Here is a 20,009-nt window from a genome sequence, read left to right as displayed (position 1 = left end):
ATCGAGTACCGCCCAACTGCCGCTGCACCGGAGGACCGTTGACACCCCCGCGGATCCGCACGCCCCGCCTCCTGCCGGGCCCCCGCGTCCCCGACGAGCCCCAGCAGAGTGCCGAGCCGACGGCCGACCCGACGGCCGGACCGCCCGCACCGCCGCGCAGGCGCCGGGTGCGGATGCTCGTCGACGTGGTCGACCAGCCGGACGAAGTGGCATACGTCACCGCCCTGTTCGAGGAGCGCGGCTGGGCCGTGCGCCCGGCTCAGGACGAGGAGGCGTCCGCCGTCGCCCACCGCACCACGCTCGTCGTCGAGGTCCGGCTGCACGGCGCCCGGCTCGGCGCCCTGCGCACGGCCACCATGGAGGTGGAACGGCTCGTCAAACAGGCCGAGTTGGGCGCCTGGGTGCGGGACGCGGCCCTCGTCGAGCACGAACGCCCCGCCAGGACGACGTACTACGTGCACCGCGCGGGCCCGACCCTGGGCCGCGTGTGGATCTGGCTGGGCGGGGCGGACGAGCAGCGCGCCGTGACCGTACCGGCGGGCCCGGACTCCCGGCAGGAGGCGGAGGCCGAACTGGCGGCGCGCGATCTGGGCGGGCGCCCCTTCGACCCCGCGGAACACGCGCTGCGGGTGCCCGGCCACTCGGACGCGGACCCGCCGCGCGACGAGAGCCCGCACGAGCGCCGGGTCCGGCTGGTGTGGCTGGGCGCCTCCGTGGCGGGCCTGCTGACCGCGATCGTCTCCGGGATGTACGTCGTCTGGGCCGAGGGCGCCTGGAAGCTGCTGCCCGCGCTGCTCAGCACGGCGGGGGCGCTGCCGCTGGGCCGGACGGCCAAGGAGACCCGGGCGCGCGGCACCGCGGTCCAGTGGGCGGTGGGGGTCGCGGGCACCACGGCGGTGGCGGCCCTCGGGGCGCTGCTGGGCCAGGACAGCGAGCCCCGCCAGTTGCTGACCGGGCTGCTGCTGGGCGCCTTCGGCCTGTTCACCGGCGCCGGGGTGGTCCTCGCGGTGCGCCGCACCTTCTTCACCCGGCACGCGGCCTGGCTGGTGCCGCTGTCGGTGCCGGTGCTGTGGTCGATGGTGGGCTGGCTGGGCGGTCAGATGCACGCCGCGTACCTGGACCGCTTCGACATCCGCGCGGACGCGGTGCCCACCTCGACCCTCGGCCGGTATCTGGCGGCGGCCGAGCCGCTGGGACTCGCCCTGGGCAGCGCGGTGTTCTTCGTGGCGGTCATCGGCTGGCTGCGCCACTTCCACCTGGGCCGGGACGGCAGCAACCGGCTCTTCGCCGTGGTCATGGCCACCCTGCTCGGCGTGGTCTTCGCGCTGACCGCGATCGGTATCGGCACCCGCAACGCGGCGAGCGCGGCGGGCCGGGCCGCGGAGAACGTCGGCCGCGAGGGCACCCGCCCGCCGGACTACTTCGGTGTCTACGCCCACTTCGTCTGCGTGATCCCGGTGGACCCGGACAAGCCCCTGGCGGTCGACAACGGCCCGGCCCCCACCGACCACCCGGTGGTGTCGTTCGGCACGGCGGCCGACTGGATCTGGCTGTGGGACCCGGAGCGCGGCAACGGCCCGAAGCAGCAGGAGTCCTTCGCGGTCCGCCGGGAGGACGTACAGCTCCTCCCGGCGGACGACCCGGCGGCCAGGACCTGCTAGCCGAGGAGCAGTTGCCACTCCTGGAGCTCCACCAGATTGCCCTCGGGGTCCTTCAGATGGGCGACCCGCATCCGGTCCGTCAGCGGCGCCGGGCCGTGCACGATCACCGCCCCGCGTTCGGTGATCCGCGTGCAGTAGTCGTCCAGGTCGTCCACCCGCAGCACCACCAGCGAGCGGTGCCCGGTGGCCGCGTCGTCCAGCTCGCCCAGCCACTCGGCCATCGCCGCCCGGTCCTGAAGCGCGATGCCCGCCGCCCCGACGGCCGGGCTGAACTTCTCGTACGGACCCTCGGCCGCCCCCGACTGCGGCTTCAGGCCGAGGACGTCGGCGTAGAAGCGGTAGCAGGCGGCGAAGTCGCTGACCAGCAGCCGGACCTGGGCGAGTTCCACGGCGGTCTCCCTCGGGTCAGCCCCAGCGGCCGGTGCGGCCGAGGAGCAGGGCGGCCGCCGCGGTTCCGGCGGTCGACGTGCGCAGCACGGTGGGCCCGAGCACGTACGGCCGCGCCCCGGCCTCCTCGAACAGCGCCAACTCCTCGGGGGAGACGCCCCCTTCGGGCCCGACCACCAGCACGATCTCCCCGTCCGCGGGCAGTTCGGCGACGGCCAGCCGCTCGGTTCCGCTCTCATGGAGCACGGCGCCGAAGTCGGCCTTGGCCAGAAGTGCCGCGACCTGCTTGCTCGTTGCCGCGTCGGCGACCTCGGGGAAGCGGACCCGCCGGGACTGCTTGCCGGCCTCGCGGGCGGTGGCCCGCCACTTGCCGAGCGCCTTCAGGCCGCGCTCGCCCTTCCACTGCGTGATGCAGCGGGACGCCGACCACGGCACGATCGCGTCGACGCCGACCTCGGTCATCGTCTCGACGGACACCTCACCGCGGTCGCCCTTGGGCAGGGCCTGCACGACGGTGATCCGGGGCCGCGGCTCGGGCTCCTCGGCGACCGAGTCCACCCGCACGACCAGCTGGTCCTTGCCCTCGGCGGCCAGCACCACGCACTCCGCCCAGCGCCCGGCGCCGTCGGTGAGGACGACGTCCTCGCCGGGCCGCAGCCGCTTCACGGAGACCGCGTGCCGTCCCTCGGGACCGTCGAGGACGTACTGTCCACCGGGCCCCGCGTCGAGCCGCTCGACGACGAACACCGGAGCCGTCATCGCACCGCACCGCCTTCCTGACACTCCGACAACGCTGTCCCGGCGGCGGCGAGTTCGGCCGCCAGGACCTCCACCAGCTGACCCGCGGGCAGCTCCCGGGCCATCCGGTGGCCCTGTCCCGCCCACAGCGCCATGCCCTGCGCGTCGCCCGCCTTGGCGGCCGCCTTGCGCAGCGGCGAGGTGAGGTGGTGGACCTCCGGGTAGGCGGCGGGCGCGTACGGTCCGTGCTCGCGCATGAACCGGTTGACCAGGCCGCGTGCGGGACGGCCGGAGAAGGCCCGGGTCAACTCCGTGCGCGCGAACAGGGGGTTGGTCAGCGCCTGCTTGTGGACGGCCTGGGCGCCGGACTCGGGAGTGGCGAGGAACGCGGTGCCGAGCTGGGCGGCGCTCGCGCCCGCGGCGAGGACGGCGGCGATCTGGCCGCCGCGCATGATGCCGCCGGCGGCGACGATGGGGATGCCGACGGTCTCCCGGACCTGGGCGATCAGCGACAGCAGCCCGATCCCGGTCCCGTCGGTCTCGGGGTTGTCGCGGTGGGTCCCCTGATGCCCTCCGGCCTCCACGCCCTGCGCGATCACCGCGTCGGCACCGGCCCGCTCGACGGCCAGGGCCTCCTCGGCGGTGGTGGCGGTGACCAGGGTGAAGGTTCCGGCGCCGCGCAGGGCGTCGAGCACGTCCCGACTGGGGACGCCGAAGTGGAAGGAGACGACCGGTACGGGGTTGTCGAGCAGGACGGCGAGCTTGGCGTCGTAGCCGTCGTCCCGGCCGCTGTCGGGGTCGCCCAGCTCGGTCTCGTACCACCCGGCCTCACCGGCCAGCTGGTGGGCGTAGACGTCCACGGCGGCCGCGTCGGCGTACTCCGGCTGCGGCATGAAGAGGTTCACACCGAACGGATGGCCGGTGAGCCCGCGCAACTGCTTGATCTCCTGATACATGCCATCGGCGGTCTTGTACCCGGCGGCCAGGAAACCCAGCCCGCCCGCCTCGCACACGGCAGCGGCGAGCGCCGGCACGGACACGCCGCCCGCCATGGGGGCCTGCACGATCGGAAGGGGAAAGAGATCGGTCAGCGCGGAGGACATGACGGCATGTTGTCACGTCCTCCGAACAAGTCCGAATCCGCCCGTCCGCGTGGCATGGACCAACGGCAACGCCAGGACTCAGCGACCGTTGAACGCGTCCTTCAGCCGCGAGAACAGCCCCTGCTGCCCCGGCTGGAACTGCCCCTGCGGGCGCTCCTCGCCACGCAGCTTGGAGAGCTCGCGCAGGAGGCGTTCCTGTTCCGGGTCGAGCTTGGTCGGGGTCTGGACCTCGACGTGGACGATCAGGTCGCCCCGGCCGCCGCCGCGCAGATGCGTGACGCCCCGGCCATGCAGCGGGATCGACTGGCCGGACTGGGTGCCCGGGCGGATGTCGACCTCCTCCATGCCGTCCAGGGTCTCCAGCGGAACCTTCGTACCGAGCGCCGCCGCCGTCATCGGAATCGTGACCGTGCAGTGCAGGTCGTCCCCGCGCCGCTGGAAGGTCGAGTGCGGCAGTTCGTGGATCTCGACGTACAGGTCACCGGCCGGACCGCCACCGGGCCCGACCTCGCCCTCACCGGCGAGCTGGATCCGCGTGCCGTTGTCCACACCGGCCGGGATCTTGACCGTGAGGGTCCGACGGGACCGTACCCGGCCGTCACCCGCACACTCCGGACACGGCGTCGGAACGACCGTCCCGAAGCCCTGGCACTGCGGACACGGCCGCGAGGTCATGACCTGGCCCAGGAAGGACCGCGTCACCTGCGACACCTCACCGCGACCGCGGCACATGTCGCACGTCTGCGCCGAGGTCCCCGGCGCCGCGCCCTCACCGTTACAGGTGTTGCACACGACGGCCGTGTCGACCTGGATGTCCTTCGTCGTGCCGAAGGCCGCCTCGTCGAGCTCGACCTCGAGACGGATCATCGCGTCCTGGCCCCGGCGCGTGCGCGAGCGCGGCCCGCGCTGCGACGCCGTACCGAAGAACGCGTCCATGATGTCCGAGAAGTTCCCGAAGCCGCCCGCGCCGAAGCCGCCGGCCCCGCCGCCCGCCTGGGACAGCGGGTCGCCGCCGAGGTCGTAGACCTGCTTCTTCTGCGGGTCCGAGAGCACCTCGTAAGCGGCGTTGATCTCCTTGAACCGCTCCTGGGTCTTCGGGTCCGGATTGACATCCGGGTGCAGCTCGCGCGCGAGCCGCCGGAAGGCCTTCTTGATCTCTTCCTGCGACGCGTCGCGACGCACGCCGAGAACGGCGTAGTAGTCCGTGGCCACTTACGACTCCGCCAGGATCTGTCCGACGTACCGTGCCACTGCGCGTACCGCTCCCATCGTTCCCGGGTAATCCATGCGGGTCGGTCCGACCACGCCGAGCTTGGCGACTGCCTCGCCGCCCGAACCGTAGCCGACCGACACCACCGAAGTGGAGTTGAGTCCCTCATAGGCGTTCTCGTGACCGATGCGTACGGTCATGCCCGAATCCCCGGCCTCGCCAAGGAGCTTGAGAAGCACGACCTGCTCCTCCAGTGCCTCCAGGACGGGCCGGATCGTGAGGGGAAAGTCATGTCCGAAGCGGGTCAGATTGGCGGTGCCGCCGATCATCAGCCGCTCCTCGTTCTCCTCGACCAGCGTCTCCAGCAGCGTGGAGAGAACGGCCGAGACCGTGCCGCGGTCCTCGATGTCGAAGCCCTCGGGGAGGTCCTCGACGAGCATCGGCACATCGGTGAAGCGCCGGCCCGCGACCCGGCTGTTCAGCCGCGCCCGCAGGTCGGCCAGGGACGCCTCGCCGAACGGCGCCGGGCAGTCGACCATCCGCTGCTCGACCCGCCCGGTGTCGGTGATCAGTACGAGCATCACGCGGGCGGGCGCGAGCGAGAGCAGCTCGACGTGCCGGACGGTCGACCGGGTCAGGGACGGGTACTGCACGACGGCGACCTGCCGCGTGAGCTGCGCGAGCAGCCGCACGGTCCGGGCCACCACGTCATCGAGGTCGACGGCGCCTTCGAGGAAGTTCTGGATGGCGCGCCGCTCGGGCGCGGTCATCGGCTTGACGCCGGCCAGCTTGTCGACGAACAGCCGGTAGCCCTTGTCCGTCGGGATGCGCCCGGCACTGGTGTGCGGCTGGGCGATGAACCCCTCGTCCTCCAGCGCCGCCATGTCGTTGCGGACGGTCGCCGGGGACACGCCGAGGTTGTGCCGCTCGGTCAGCGCCTTCGAGCCCACCGGCTCCTCGGTGCCGACATAGTCCTGGACGATGGCGCGCAGCACTTGGAGCCTGCGTTCGCTCAGCATCTCCGCGCACACCTCCAGAAGTCGTCCCCCAGTCCCCCGGGGCGCCTCGCCTGGCACTCTGTCCGTCCGAGTGCCAGCTGTAACCAGCCCAGTGTACGGCGGTGGGGTACGCCCCGGGCAAGGCCGGTTCTGTGACGTTAGCGTCGCTGTATGACGGTGACTTGGGAAGAGCTCGGGTGGGAGCGGGTCGCGGCAGGGGTGGGCCGCCGCCGGCTGCCGGGCTGGGACTGTACGGCCGGTCTGGTCCTCGGAGAGGGTACGGCGCTGTTGGTCGACGCGGGGTCGAGCCCGGCCGAAGGGGCCCGGCTGCGGCTCTCGGCCGAGGCGCTGACCGGTCACGATGTGACCCATCTCGCGCTGACGCATCCGCACTTCGACCATGTCTTCGGGTCGTCGGCGTTCGCGGGGGCGGAGGTCTACGGCGCGGTCGGCATCGATGCGGTGTACGGGCCGCACGGCCGGGCGGAGCTGCGGGCGGACGCGGTGCGCCACGGCCTGGACGCGCGCGTGGCCGACGAGGCGGTGTCGGCTCTCACCCCGCCCCGCCACCACGTTTCCGGCGAGTGGACCCTGGACCTCGGCCCCGCCCGCCAGGTCCTGCTGGCGAACGTCGGCCCCGGCCACACGGCCCACGACCTGGTGGTCCTCGTCCCCGGCACCCCCGAGGTCGTCTTCTGCGGCGACCTGGTGGAGGAGTCGGGCGAGCCCCAGGCGGGCCCGGACGCCGTACCGTCCCGCTGGCCGGACGCCCTGGACCGCCTGCTCGCCCTGGGCGGCGAGGACGCGCTGTACGTGCCCGGTCACGGAGCGGTGGTGGACGCGGCGTTCGTACGACGCCAGCGGGACGCGCTGGCCGCGCGCTTCGGCGTGTCGTAGCCCCCGGGATCCCGCTTCTCCTATCGTCATCCGAATGCGCCAGTACTCCGCCGACCTGACCCCTCCCTGGAAGAAGCCCCAGCCCGTCCCGGAGGTCCCGGCCGACGCCGGCCTGGTGGTGGAGGAGCCCGGCACCGGCTTCTGCGGAGCGGTGATCCGCTGCGAGGCGGGCACGGTGACCCTGGAGGACCGCTTCGGCAAGCACCGGGTCTTCCCGCTGGAGCCGAGGGGCTTCCTGCTGGAGGGCCGTGTGGTGACCCTCGTACGTCCGGCTTCCCCGGCCCCGGCACGGCCCTCCCGTACGGCCTCCGGCTCGGTGGCCGTCCCCGGCGCCCGCGCCCGCGTGGCCCGTGCCGGACGCATCTACGTCGAGGGCCGCCACGACGCGGAACTGGTGGAGAAGGTCTGGGGCGACGACCTGCGCATCGAGGGCGTGGTGGTGGAGTACCTGGAGGGCGTGGACGACCTCCCGTCGATCGTCGCGGACTTCGCCCCGGGCCCGGACGCGCGGCTGGGTGTTCTGGTGGACCACCTGGTGCCGGGCTCGAAGGAGTCGCGGATCGCGGCGTCGGTCACGAGCGAACACGCGCTCGTGGTGGGCCACCCGTACATCGACATCTGGGAGGCGGTGAAGCCGTCGTCGCTGGGAATCGAGGCGTGGCCCCGGGTGCCGCACGGCCAGGACTGGAAGACGGGGGTGTGCCGGGCGCTGGGGTGGCCGTCGGAGAACACGGGGGCCGTGTGGCAGGCGATCCTGAAGCGGGTCGGGTCCTACAGGGACCTGGAGCCGGAGCTGCTGGGGAGGGTGGAGGAACTGATCGACTTCGTCACCGTCGGCCGCGAGGTCTGAGACCCCGGTCAGTCCACCAGATCCCGCACCACCGCGTCGGCGAGCAGCCGCCCCCGCAGCGTCAGCACCGCTCGTCCCTCGTCGTACGGGCCCTTCTGGAGGAGGCCGTCGGACAGGGCTCGGCGGGAAGCGTTGAGGCCCTCCTCCCGGAGCAGCTCCAGCGGGGCGCCCTCACGGAGGCGTAGCTCCAGCAGGATGCGTTCCACTCGGCGGTCCTCCGCCGACAGCAGCTCGCGTCCGGCGCCGGGTGAGCGCCCCTCGGCCAGTGCCGCCGCGTACGCCCCCGGATGCTTCACGTTCCACCAGCGCACCCCGCCCACGTGCGAGTGGGCCCCCGGACCCGCGCCCCACCAGTCCGCGCCCCGCCAGTACAGCTCGTTGTGCAGGCAGCGGCCCGCCTCCGAGGTGGCCCAGTTGGAGACCTCGTACCAGTCGAAGCCCGCCCCGGACAGCACGTCCTCGGCGATCAGGTAGCGGTCCGCGTGGACGTCGTCGTCGGTCATCGGGACCTCGCCGCGGCGGATCCGGCGGGCGAGTTGGGTGCCCTCCTCGACGATCAGGGCGTACGCCGAGACGTGGTCCGGCCCGGCGCCGATCGCCGCCTCCAGTGATGCCCGCCAGTCGTCGTCCGACTCCCCCGGTGTGCCGTAGATCAGGTCCAGGTTGACGTGCTCGAAGCCCGCCGCGCGGGCCTCCGCCACGCATGCCTCCGGGCGGCCCGGGGTGTGGGTGCGGTCCAGGACCTTCAACACATGCTGCTTCGCGCTCTGCATGCCGAACGAGACCCGGTTGAAGCCGCCCTCCCGCAGTCGGGAGAGGTACGCCGGGTCCACCGACTCCGGGTTCGCCTCCGTCGTGATCTCCGCGTCCGGCGCCAGTCCGAACTCGTCGCGGACCGCCGCCAGCATCCGTACGAGATCGTCCGCCGCCAGCAGGGTCGGCGTACCGCCGCCGACGAAGACCGTGCGGACCGCCCGCTCGTCGTCGCCCAGTACCTTTCGAGCCAGCCGGATCTCGTCGATCAACGTGTCCGCGTAGTTGTCGCGGGAGGCCAGTACCCCGCCCGTGCCGCGCAGCTCGGTCGCCGTGTAGGTGTTGAAGTCGCAGTAGCCGCAGCGGGTCGCGCAGTACGGGACGTGCAGGTAGAAGCCCAGGGGGCGGTCGGCGGACCCGGCGAGCGCGGGCGCGGGCAGCGTGCCGTCGTCGGGGACCGGCTCACCGTCGGGAAGTGCGGAAGGCATGCCTTCCATTGTCCAGCACCCCGCGCGTTACTCGGCCTGGAGCACCAGCAGGGCCAGATCGTCCTCGGGTGGGCGGCCGCCGAAGTCGTGCACCAGGCGTCGGATCCGCTCGGCGATCGACTGCGCGCTGAGCCCCGCGCAGCCGGCGAGCGCGGTCGCGAGGCCGTCGGCGTCGTCGAACTGGCGGGAGCCCGATCGGCGCTCGGTCACGCCGTCCGTCACGCACAGCAGGCTGTCCCCGGGGAGCAGCTCCAGGGTCTCGCTGGTGTACGTGGCGTCCTCGATGACCCCGAGCAGGGTCTGCGGCTGCGCGGCCGTACGGACGGCCCCGTCGGGGCCGAGCAGCAGGGGCAGCGGGTGTCCGGCGGAGGCGAGGGTGCAGCGCACTCCGCCGTCGAAGGGGGCCAGCTCGCCGTAGAGGAGGGACAGGAAGCGCGTCTGCGGGCCGTCGCCCGGGGCCGCGGGGCCGACCAGGGCGCGGGCGCCGGCGTCGGCGGCCTCCGTGGCGTCGTCCAGGAGTAACTGGTTGAGGCGGTCGAGGACGTCGGCGACGCGGTACCCCTCGCGGGCCAGCAGCCGCAGCCAGGGCCGGGCGAGACCGATCACCACCGCGGCCTCCGGGCCCTTGCCCTGCACATCGCCGACCGCGAAGCACCAGCGGCCGTCGCCGGCCGGGAACAGGTCGTAGAAGTCGCCGCTGGGACCGCCCTTGTCGCAGGGCTCGTAGACCAGGGCGCTGCGCACGCCGGGGATCTCGGCGACGGCACCGGGCAGCAGCCCGCGCTGGAGGACGGCGCTGATGGTGGCCTGGCGGGCGTACTGCCGGGCCGCCCCGATGGCCAGCGCCACCCGGCGGCCCAGGTCCTCCACGAGCCCGGTGACCTCGTCCGGGAACCCCGCGAGCCCGGCCCGCCCGATCACCAGCGTGCCCAGCGGGCGGCCGCCCGCGATCAGCCGGTACGCCAGTGCCGTACCGACGGATTGCGCCATCCCCAGCGCCTCGCCGGGCCAGGGGTGCGGCACGGGCCCGGAGCGCAGGTCGTCCGGCGGGCGCGGCGGGTCCTTCTCCAGCGCCCGGCGCAGTTCCTCGATGCGGTTCTCGCTGCCGTGCCAGACCCGGGCCAGCCGGGGCCCGGTGCCGGTGGCGCCGGGCAGCGCCCAGCCGCGCCCGGTGACCTCGTCCTCCAGCCACACCGCGCACCAGTCGGCGAGCCGGGGCACCAGCAGCTGCCCGGTGAGGGCGGCGACCAGGTTCTCGTCGAGCTGTCCGGCGAGCAGGTCGGAGGCTTCGGCGAGGAAGGAGAGGGCGCCGCGGTTGAGCCAGTCCCGGTCGCGTTCGGGCCGTCGCGGTCCGGGACCTGGTATAGCGCCGCGCGGGCCGGGGTTCGGGCCGGGGAGCGCCCCTGTCGCGCCGGAGCGCGAGGCGGCGTGCGGGCCGGTGTGCACTCCGGTGTGCGCTCCGGTGTGGGTCCCGAACTCCTCGGGGTCGTCCTCGGCGGGCAGCCGGGCCCAGACCGTCTTCACTCCGGTGCGGTAGGTGACGCCCCAGGCCTCGGCGAGCCGGGCGACGAGGCTCAGGCCGCGGCCGTACTCCGGGGTGCCGTGCGCCGGTTCGGCCGCGCCTACGCGCGGGGCGCGCGCGGGATGGCGGTCGGAGACCTCGACGACGATCGCTCCGGTCTCCTCCTCCGCGCGGCACACCAGCTCGACGTCCGTCCCGGCGTGCACCACGGCGTTGGTGACGAGTTCGCTGACGACCAGGACGGTGTCGTCGATCAGGCGCAGGGTGTGGTGCTCGGTGCCGGGCAGGCCGAGTTCGGTCCAGTCGGCGAGGGCGGCGCGGACGAGTGCGCGGGCGGAGCCCGGCGCGAGGGGGCTCCCGGGCAGGGTCGCACAACTCCACGCGCGCGGGCGCACGGGCTCGTTCAGCGGCGCGCCCATGGCCTCGGGCACCGGTGCGTCCACGGGCTCGTTCACGGGCGCATCAGAGGCACGGGAAGCGATCTCCCGTTGCGTCGGAATGGCACCCATGGACAGCTCCCCGATCGGTTCGGACGAATACGCCTCAGTCGACGCGGACAGAGTGACAGACTGGCCACGCCCATAAGCACCGAGTTACCGAAGTGGGCCGCCATGAGTGAGAACAGTGGTACACGCGTGCTCGAAGACGGACAGATTCGAGCATCGGATCTCCGTCCTCTGCTCGCCGCGATGACATCCGCGCGGGACGGCGACTTCCACCCGGTGTCCGATCCGGGTACTGGTCTGGTCGCGGAGCTGGTCGCCGCCTACAACCAGATCATGAACCGCAGTCTGCACTTCAACTCCGAGGTGCAGCGGGTCAGAAGAGAGCTGGTGCGGCACGGCCGGCTGGACGAACGGCTGGCCGCGAGCCCGGGTCAGGGCGCCTGGACGGCCCGGGTCAACGACGTGAACCAGCTCCTGGACGCCATCGTCGCCCCGGCGGCGAACGCGACCCGGGTCCTGGACGCGGTGGCGGGCGGCGATCTGACCCAGCGGGTCGATCTGCACGACGGATCCCGGCAGTTACGCGGTGATCTGCGGCGCCTGGGCCGGGCCGTGAACAAGATGGTGGACCAGCTCTCGCTGTTCACCGGCGAGGTGACCCGGGTGGCCCGCGAGGTCGGCACCGAGGGTCGGCTCGGCGGGCGCGCCAAGGTGCAGGGTCTGTCCGGCAGTTGGCGGGATGTGACCGAGGCGGTCAACACCATGGCGTCCCGGCTGACGGCACAGGTGCGCGACATCGCCCTGGTGACCACGGCGGTGGCGCGCGGCGACCTGACCCGTACGGTCACCGTCGAGGCGACCGGTGAGCTGCTCGAACTGAAGCTGACCGTCAACACGATGGTGGACCAGCTGTCCGCCTTCGCCGACGAGGTGACCCGCGTCGCCCGCGAGGTCGGCACCGAGGGGCAGTTGGGCGGCCGGGCCCAGGTGCGGGGCGTGTCCGGGGTCTGGAAGGACCTCACCGACAACGTCAACTTCATGGCGTCGAACCTGACTTCACAGGTACGCAACATCGCCCAGGTCACCACCGCCGTCGCCAACGGCGACCTCAGCCAGAAGATCACGGTCGACGCCCAGGGCGAGATCCTGGAGCTGAAGTCGACGATCAACACGATGGTCGACCAGCTCCTGGCTTTCGCCGACGAGGTGACCCGCGTCGCCCGCGAGGTCGGCACCGAAGGAAACCTCGGCGGCCGGGCCCAGGTGCGAGGCGTGAGCGGCGTCTGGAAGGACCTCACCGACAACGTCAACTTCATGGCCGACAACCTCACCTCACAGGTGCGGAACATCGCCCTGGTCTCCACCGCCGTGGCCCAGGGCGACCTCGGCAAGAAGATCACCGTGGAGGCGAAGGGCGAGATCCTGGAGCTGAAGTCCACCATCAACACGATGGTCGACCAGCTCTCCGCCTTCGCCGACGAGGTGACCCGCGTCGCCCGCGAGGTCGGCACCGAAGGAAACCTCGGCGGTCAGGCCCAGGTGCGAGGCGTGAGCGGCGTCTGGAAGGACCTCACCGACAACGTCAACTTCATGGCTCTGAACCTCACTTCGCAGGTCCGCAACATCGCCCAGGTCACCACCGCCGTCGCCAACGGCGACCTCTCCAAGAAGATCACCGTCGACGCGCGCGGCGAGATCCTGGAGCTGAAGGACACCGTCAACACGATGGTGGAGCAACTGCGCGCCTTCGCCGACGAGGTGACCAGGGTCGCCCGCGAGGTCGGCACCGACGGCCGGCTCGGCGGCCGAGCCCAGGTGCTGGGCGTCTCCGGCGTCTGGCGGGACCTGACGGACAACGTCAACTACATGGCCGACAACCTGACTTCGCAGGTCCGCAACATCGCCCAGGTCACCACCGCCGTCGCCAACGGCGACCTCTCCAAGAAGATCGACGTGGACGCGCGCGGCGAGATCCTGGAGCTGAAGACCGCCATCAACACCATGGTCGACACCCTCTCCTCCTTCTCCTCCGAGGTCACCCGGGTGGCCCGCGAGGTCGGCTCCGAGGGCCAACTCGGCGGCCAGGCAAGGGTCGAGGGCGTCTACGGCACCTGGAAGCGCCTGACGACCAACGTGAACGAACTCGCCTCTAACCTGACCACCCAGGTCCGCGCGATCGCCGAGGTCGCCTCCGCCGTGGCCCAGGGCGACATGTCCCGCTCGATCACGGTCGAGGCGCGGGGCGAGGTCGCCGAACTGAAGGACAACATCAACCTGATGGTGGCCAACCTGCGCGAGACGACCCGCGCCAAGGACTGGCTGGAATCCAACCTCGCCCGCCTCGCCGCCCTGATGCAGGGCCACCGGGACCTGATGGAGGTCGCCGACCTGATCCTGCGCGAACTGACCCCGCTGGTGAACGCCCAGTACGGCGCGTTCTTCCTGGCCGACCCGGAGGAGGACGGCCCCGCGCTGCACACCACCGTGCCCGCCAAGGGCCTCGCCTTCATCGCCGGTTACGGCGCCGCCCAGGGCGCGACCGTGGAGACCGGCGGACTGCCCGTGCACGGACTGGTCCGGCAGGCGGCCCGGGAGAAGCAGCGGATCCTCGTCGAGGAGGCCCCGCCGGACTACATCAAAATCAACAGCGGTCTCGGCGAAGCGGCCCCCACCACCATCGTGATCATCCCGATCCTCTTCGAGGACAAGCTCCTCGGGGTGATCGAACTGGCCTCCTTCTCCCGCTTCTCCGACGTCCATCTGGCGTTCTTCGACCAGTTCGTGAACACCATCGGCGTCGCGATCAACACCATCATCGCCAACTCCCGCACGGAGTCCCTCCTCGGCGAGTCCCAGCGCCTGGCCATGCAGCTCCAGGAACGCTCGGACGAACTCCAGAAGCAGCAGGCGGAGCTCCAGCGCTCGAACGCGGAACTGGAGGAGAAGGCGGCGCTCCTGGCGACGTCGTCGCAGTACAAGTCGGAGTTCCTGGCGAACATGTCGCACGAACTGCGCACCCCGCTGAACTCCCTGCTGATCCTCGCCCGCTTGCTCTCGGACAACCCGGACGGCCATCTCTCCGACCAGGAGGTCCAGTTCGCCTCGACGATCCACCGCTCGGGCTCGGACCTCCTCCAGCTGATCAACGACATCCTCGACCTCTCGAAGATCGAGGCGGGCCGGATGGACGTACGCCCGAAACGCCTGCCGCTGATCAAACTCCTCGACTACGTCCACGCCACCTTCCGCCCGCTCACCCACGACCGGGGCCTCGCCTTCGAGGTGTCGGTGGGCGAGGACGTACCGCGCGAGATGTACTCCGACGAGCAGCGGCTCCAGCAGATCCTGCGCAATCTGCTCTCCAACGCCATCAAGTTCACCGCGTCGGGCCGGGTCGAGCTCAGCGTCGGCCGGGTCAAGGACCCCGAGGACGCGGGGGTCCGGGAGGGCGGCGAGGTGATCGCCTTCGCGGTCTCCGACACCGGCATCGGCATCGCGTCGGAGAAACTCCCGGTGATCTTCGAGGCGTTCCAGCAGGCCGACGGCACCACCAACCGCAAGTACGGCGGCACCGGGCTCGGTCTGTCCATCAGCCGCGAGATCGCGGGCCTGCTGGGCGGCCGTATCGTCGCGGAGAGCGAGCCCGGAAAGGGCTCCACCTTCACCCTTTACGTCCCCGTCGTCAGCCCCGGCCACCCGGTCACCGACGACCGAAGCGCCGTACTGCTGCCCGAGCAGGTGTCACCGGTGCCGGAGATCGACGACGCCTGGCCGGTGCCGACCAAGCTGGAGGAGTGGCAGTCGGGCCGGGCCGGCCAAGTGCTGTCCGGGCGGCGGGTGTTGATCGTGGACGACGACATCCGCAATGTGTTCGCGCTGACCCATGTCCTCGGCCGGGTCGGCATGCCCGTGCTCTACGCGGAGAACGGCCGCGAGGGCATCGAGACCCTGGAGCGCAACCCTGACGTCGAACTCATCCTGATGGACATCATGATGCCGGAGATGGACGGCTACGAGACCATCGCCGCGATCCGTCGCACCCCGCGCTGGGTGGGCCTGCCCATCATCGCGCTGACCGCGAAGGCCATGCCCGGCGACCGCGAGAAGTCCATCGCGCGCGGCGCCAACGACTACGTACCCAAGCCGGTGGACGTCGACCGGCTGCTCACGGTCGCCTGCACCCTGCTGGACCCGGAGGAAGCAGACGAGGAAGCAGCACCATGAACGCCGAAGACGTACACGAAGAGCGCGCCGGGATCCTTCTCGTCGACGACATGGAGGACAACCTGATCGCCCTGGAGGCGGTCCTGGGCTCCCTCAACGAACCCCTGGTCCGGGCCCGTTCGGGCGAGGAGGCCATGAAGGCCCTCCTCCGCCGCCGCTTCGCCCTGGTCCTCCTGGACATCCGCATGCCCGGCATGGACGGCTTCGAGACAGCGGCAAACATCAAACGCCTGGACCAGACGAAGGACGTCCCGATCATCTTCCTGACGGGCGCGGAGGACGACTCCGGCTATGCGTTCCGCGGCTACGCGACGGGGGCGGCGGACTACCTGACGAAGCCCTTCGACCCGTGGGTGCTACGGGCAAAGGTCAGGGTGTTCCTGGAGCTGCACAGCAAGCAACTGCAATTGGAAGCACTGCGAGCAGAAGTGCAGGAACTGAGAGAGCTGCTGAACAAAGGGCAAGGATAACTCCCTCAGGGGCACGGGGAACTGCGCGACCAGCCACAACGCACCAGCAGGCCGCGCACGCTCCCCAGCAAACCCCTACGCCTCGCGAGTACCGGCGTACATCTCCTCAAGAAGATGCGCGTACTCCCGCTCCACAACCGGCCGCTTCAGCTTCAGCGACGGCGTGATCTCCCCGTGCTCCACATCGAGATCCCGAGGAAGCAGCCGGAACTGCTTGATGGTCTGCCACCGCTGAAGCCCCGCATTGAGCTGCTTCACATAACCGTCGACCATCGCAATGGTCTGCTCCGCGGCAACGACCTCCGCGTACGACTTCCCACCGAGCCCGTTCTCCGCGGCCCAGCCCATGATCGAGACCTCGTCCAGCGCGATGAGCGCCGCACAGAAGTTCCGGTCCGCGCCGTGCACCAGGATGTTGGACACGTACGGGCACACCGACTTGAACGAGCCCTCGATCTCGGTCGGCGCGATGTACTTGCCGCCGGACGTCTTGAACAGGTCCTTCTTGCGGTCGGTGATCCGCAGATAGCCGTCGGGCGACAGCTCGCCGATGTCCCCGGTGTGGAACCACCCGTCCGGCTCCAGCACCTCCGCCGTCTTCTCGGGCAGCCCGTGGTAGCCCTCCATGATGCCGGGCCCGCGCAACAGGATCTCGCCGTCGTCGGCGATCCGGACCTCGCAGCCGGGCAGCGGCTTGCCGACCGTGCCGGTGCGGTACGCCTCGCCCGGGTTCACGAAGGACGCCGCCGAGGACTCGGTGAGGCCGTAGCCCTCCAGGATGTGGATGCCGGCGCCGGCGAAGAAGTAGCCGATCTCCGGGGCCAGCGCGACCGAGCCGGAGACACAGGCCCGCAGCCGGCCGCCGAAGGCCTCCCGCAGCTTGGAGTAGACGAGGGTGTCGGCGACCTTGTGCTTCGCGCCGAGCCCGAAGGGCACCGACGCCGTGCCGGTGCGCCGGAAGTTGTCCTGGCTGACCTTGGCGTACTCACGGGCCACCCCGGCGGCCCACTGGAAGATCTTGTACTTGGCACCGCCGCCCGCACGGGCCTTGGCGACGACCCCGTTGTAGACCTTCTCGAAGATCCGCGGGACGGCCGCCATGTACGTCGGCTGGACGACCGGAAGGTTCTCGATGATCTTGTCGACGCGGCCGTCGACGGCGGTGACATGGCCGACCTCGATCTGGCCGGAGGTGAGCACCTTGCCGAAGACGTGCGCCAGCGGCAGCCACAGGTACTGCACGTCCTCGGGGCCGACCAGACCGGTCGCGGCGATGGCTTTGGCCATGTACGACCAGTTGTCGTGCGGCAGGCGCACGCCCTTGGGGCGGCCGGTGGTGCCGGAGGTGTAGATCAGCGTGGCGAGCTGGTCCTTGGTGATGGCGCCGACCCGCTCCTTGATCAGATCGGGGTCCTTCTCCAGCCGAGCGGCGCCGCGCTTCTCCAGCTCGTCCAGGGTGAGGATCCAGTCGGCGGTCTCCACACCGGTCGGGTCGATCACCACGACATGGGTGAGGTCGGGCAGCTCGCCGTGCTTCTCGACCGCCTTGGCCAGCTGGGCCGCGTCCTCGGCGATCAGCACCCGGCTGTCGGAGTCGGAGAGGATGAACGCCGACTCGTCCGCGTTCGTCTGCGGATAGATCGTGGTGGTGGCCGCGCCCGCGCACATGATGCCGAGGTCGGAGAGGATCCACTCGATCCGGGTCGAGGCGGCGAGGGCGACCCGCTGCTCGGGCGTCACGCCCAGTTCGATCAGGCCCGCCGCGATCGCGTAGACCCGTTCGGCGGCCTGGGCCCAGCTCAGCGACTTCCAGTCGTCCGGGCCCTCGCCGGCGGCGTTCGGCACCGGATAGCGATAGGCCTCTGCGTCCGGCGTGGCCGCCACGCGCTCCAGGAAGAGGGCCGCCACGCTCGGCGGGCGGTTCTCGATCAAAGTCTGTGTGTCACTCACGACATCCTCCGGGGCCCGCGACATTGCGGCTGGCTCAGGGTGCGGCTGGTTCACACTCGCGCCGTTGTTTAACTCGCGAGTAACTATCGAGCAGGGATCAGAGTAAAGGTCGACCGGCCGGGGCGTAAGAGCCCGCGCCCTGTCACTTCCTACAGAGACCGGCCCCTCACGTGCGCAGGGGCCCGCCGCACTTTCGTACGACGGACCCCTGAGTGCCCGTTTTGCCAGGCCGGACGGCGGTAACCGGCGGTTACTTCTTGCCCTTGCCCGACCCCGCGCTGTCATCACTGCTCAGCACGGCGATGAAGGCTTCCTGGGGAACTTCCACGGAACCCACCATCTTCATCCGCTTCTTGCCCTCCTTCTGCTTCTCCAGCAGCTTCCGCTTACGGGAGATGTCACCGCCGTAGCACTTGGCGAGGACGTCCTTGCGGATGGCGCGGATCGTCTCGCGGGCGATGACCCGGGAGCCGATGGCGGCCTGGATGGGCACCTCGAAGGCCTGCCGCGGGATGAGCTCGCGGAGCTTGGCGACGAGCCGCACACCGTAGGCGTAGGCGGCGTCCTTGTGGGTGATCGCCGAGAAGGCGTCCACCTTGTCGCCGTGCAGCAGGATGTCGACCTTGACCAGGCTGGAGGTCTGCTCGCCGGTGGGCTCGTAGTCCAGGGAGGCGTAACCGCGCGTCTTCGACTTCAGCTGGTCGAAGAAGTCGAAGACGATCTCGGCGAGGGGGAGGGTGTAGCGGATCTCCACCCGGTCCTCGGAGAGGTAGTCCATGCCGAGCAGGGTGCCGCGCCGGGTCTGGCACAGCTCCATGATCGAGCCGATGAACTCGGTGGGCGCGAGGATCGTGGCGCGTACGACCGGCTCGTACACCTCGTTGATCTTGCCCTCGGGGAACTCGCTCGGGTTGGTGACGGTGTGCTCGCTGCCGTCCTCCATCACGACCCGGTAGACCACGTTGGGCGCGGTCGCGATCAGGTCGAGGCCGAACTCGCGCTCCAGGCGCTCACGGATCACGTCGAGGTGGAGCAGTCCCAGGAAGCCGACGCGGAAGCCGAAGCCGAGGGCGGCGGAGGTCTCCGGCTCGTATACGAGTGCGGCATCGTTGAGCTGGAGCTTGTCCAGGGCCTCGCGCAGCTCGGGGTAGTCGGAGCCGTCCAGCGGATAGAGCCCGGAGAAGACCATGGGCTTCGGGTCCTTGTAGCCCCCGAGCGCCTCGGTCGCCCCCTTCTGCTGGCTGGTGACGGTGTCACCGACCTTGGACTGGCGGACGTCCTTCACGCCGGTGATGAGGTAGCCCACCTCACCGACGCCGAGGCCGTCGGCGCCGAGCATCTCGGGCGAGTTCGTCCCGATCTCCAGCAGCTCATGCGTCGCGCCCGTCGACATCATCTTGATGCGCTCGCGCTTGTTGAGCTGGCCGTCGATGACCCGGACGTACGTCACGACACCGCGGTAGGAGTCATAGACCGAGTCGAAGATCATGGCGCGCGCGGGGGCGTCCTTGACGCCGACCGGGGCGGGGATCTCCCGTACGACCTTGTCGAGCAGTCCGTCCACACCGACACCCGTCTTGGCGGAGACCCGCAGGACGTCGTCCGGCTCGCAGCCCACCAGGTTGGCGAGCTCCTCGGCGAACTTCTCGGGCTGCGCCGCCGGCAGGTCGATCTTGTTCAGTACGGGGATGATCGTGAGGTCGTTCTCCATCGCCAGGTAGAGGTTGGCGAGGGTCTGCGCCTCGATGCCCTGAGCTGCGTCCACCAGGAGGATGGTGCCCTCGCAGGCGGCGAGCGACCGGGAGACCTCATAGGTGAAGTCGACGTGCCCCGGGGTGTCGATCATGTTGAGGATGTGCGTGTTGCCCGGGTCCGTGGTGGGCGCCCAGGGCAGACGCACGGCCTGGGACTTGATGGTGATGCCGCGCTCGCGCTCGATGTCCATGCGGTCGAGGTACTGAGCGCGCATCTGCCGCTGCTCGACCACACCGGTCAGCTGGAGCATCCGGTCGGCGAGCGTGGACTTGCCGTGGTCGATGTGCGCGATGATGCAGAAATTGCGGATCAGAGCCGGGTCGGTTCGGCTCGGCTCGGGCACATGGCTAGGGATCGCGGGCACGCAGGGTCCTGATTCTTGAGGTGTCCGCAGCCGTCTGCGGTCTCGGGTCGGAACGATCGGGTCTATACGTAGGCTCCATGGTCCCACGGGTGGCGACCGGAGACCGGTTTGGGCCGCCCGCAGGGCCGCTGGTAGTCTGGGTGGCTGTGTCTCATGCCCTCTCAGCACGAGGCACACCCCAAGAAATCACCTG

14 protein-coding genes are annotated in these 20,009 nt (G+C 70.8%); 5 read left to right on the top strand and 9 right to left on the bottom strand.

Features of this window, described 5'->3' with window-relative positions; all coding sequences use genetic code 11:
* The first annotated feature begins 38 nt into the window (after positions 1-38).
* Positions 39-1,661, top strand: a complete 1,623-nt coding sequence (locus BN159_RS28445; protein WP_015660461.1) for a hypothetical protein — start codon at positions 39-41, stop codon at positions 1,659-1,661.
* Here BN159_RS28445 and BN159_RS28440 read toward each other — a convergent pair.
* The 5 genes from BN159_RS28440 to hrcA form a co-directional block, all read right to left on the bottom strand.
* Positions 1,658-2,050 carry a VOC family protein gene (locus BN159_RS28440; RefSeq protein ID WP_015660460.1) on the bottom strand — a complete coding sequence of 131 codons (393 nt, stop codon included), beginning with the start codon at positions 2,048-2,050 and terminating at the stop codon, positions 1,658-1,660. The two genes, BN159_RS28445 and BN159_RS28440, sit on opposite strands and share 4 nt — an antisense overlap.
* Positions 2,051-2,066: 16 nt before the next feature.
* The gene (locus BN159_RS28435; RefSeq protein ID WP_015660459.1) at positions 2,067-2,807 is read right to left on the bottom strand and encodes a 16S rRNA (uracil(1498)-N(3))-methyltransferase; all 741 of its coding nucleotides are present in this window, start codon (positions 2,805-2,807) and stop codon (positions 2,067-2,069) included.
* Positions 2,804-3,889: a nitronate monooxygenase gene (locus BN159_RS28430; RefSeq protein WP_015660458.1), complete on the bottom strand. Its 1,086-nt coding sequence runs from the start codon at positions 3,887-3,889 to the stop codon at positions 2,804-2,806. Before BN159_RS28430 ends, BN159_RS28435 begins: the two co-directional genes overlap by 4 nt.
* A 78-nt stretch (positions 3,890-3,967) precedes the next feature.
* On the bottom strand, positions 3,968-5,101 hold the full coding sequence (gene dnaJ, locus BN159_RS28425) for a molecular chaperone DnaJ (RefSeq protein ID WP_015660457.1): 1,134 nt from the start codon (positions 5,099-5,101) through the stop codon (positions 3,968-3,970).
* On the bottom strand, positions 5,102-6,118 hold the full coding sequence (hrcA, locus tag BN159_RS28420; RefSeq protein ID WP_015660456.1) for a heat-inducible transcriptional repressor HrcA: 1,017 nt from the start codon (positions 6,116-6,118) through the stop codon (positions 5,102-5,104).
* Between the two features lie 150 nt (positions 6,119-6,268).
* Between hrcA and BN159_RS28415 the strand changes: the two genes are divergently transcribed.
* Together BN159_RS28415 and BN159_RS28410 are read left to right on the top strand one after the other, a co-directional pair.
* Positions 6,269-6,994 (top strand): MBL fold metallo-hydrolase, encoded by a 726-nt coding sequence (locus BN159_RS28415; RefSeq protein WP_015660455.1) that lies wholly within the window; start codon positions 6,269-6,271, stop codon positions 6,992-6,994.
* Between the two features lie 34 nt (positions 6,995-7,028).
* Positions 7,029-7,844, top strand: coding sequence for a DUF3097 domain-containing protein (locus tag BN159_RS28410; protein WP_015660454.1), 816 nt, complete (start codon positions 7,029-7,031; stop codon positions 7,842-7,844).
* An 8-nt stretch (positions 7,845-7,852) separates the two neighbouring features.
* On the opposite strand, the gene hemW is transcribed toward BN159_RS28410, so the two are convergent.
* Together hemW and BN159_RS28400 are read right to left on the bottom strand one after the other, a co-directional pair.
* Entirely contained in the window at positions 7,853-9,085 is a 1,233-nt protein-coding gene (hemW, locus tag BN159_RS28405; RefSeq protein WP_015660453.1) for a radical SAM family heme chaperone HemW, read from the bottom strand.
* A 27-nt stretch (positions 9,086-9,112) separates the two neighbouring features.
* Positions 9,113-11,116, bottom strand: coding sequence for a SpoIIE family protein phosphatase (locus BN159_RS28400; RefSeq protein ID WP_015660452.1), 2,004 nt, complete (start codon positions 11,114-11,116; stop codon positions 9,113-9,115).
* Positions 11,117-11,296: 180 nt separating this feature from the next.
* Between BN159_RS28400 and BN159_RS28395 the strand changes: the two genes are divergently transcribed.
* A complete protein-coding gene (locus tag BN159_RS28395; RefSeq protein ID WP_015660451.1) occupies positions 11,297-15,277 on the top strand; it encodes a HAMP domain-containing protein in 3,981 nt (1,326 codons plus the stop codon).
* Positions 15,274-15,747: a response regulator gene (locus BN159_RS28390; protein WP_015660450.1), complete on the top strand. Its 474-nt coding sequence runs from the start codon at positions 15,274-15,276 to the stop codon at positions 15,745-15,747. The genes BN159_RS28395 and BN159_RS28390 overlap by 4 nt, the downstream gene beginning before the upstream one ends.
* A gap of 75 nt (positions 15,748-15,822) precedes the next feature.
* On the opposite strand, the gene BN159_RS28385 is transcribed toward BN159_RS28390, so the two are convergent.
* A complete protein-coding gene (locus BN159_RS28385; protein ID WP_015660449.1) occupies positions 15,823-17,697 on the bottom strand; it encodes an AMP-dependent synthetase/ligase in 1,875 nt (624 codons plus the stop codon).
* 250 nt (positions 17,698-17,947) lie between these two features.
* A complete protein-coding gene (gene lepA, locus BN159_RS28380; RefSeq protein WP_015660448.1) occupies positions 17,948-19,816 on the bottom strand; it encodes a translation elongation factor 4 in 1,869 nt (622 codons plus the stop codon).
* Between the last annotated feature and the right edge of the window lie 193 nt (positions 19,817-20,009).

Source organism: Streptomyces davaonensis JCM 4913 (assembly GCF_000349325.1).
Classification (GTDB): Bacteria; Actinomycetota; Actinomycetes; order Streptomycetales; family Streptomycetaceae; genus Streptomyces; species Streptomyces davaonensis.
The sequence above is the reverse complement of the archived record's forward strand: the minus strand, read 5'-3'. Positions and strand labels throughout refer to the sequence as shown.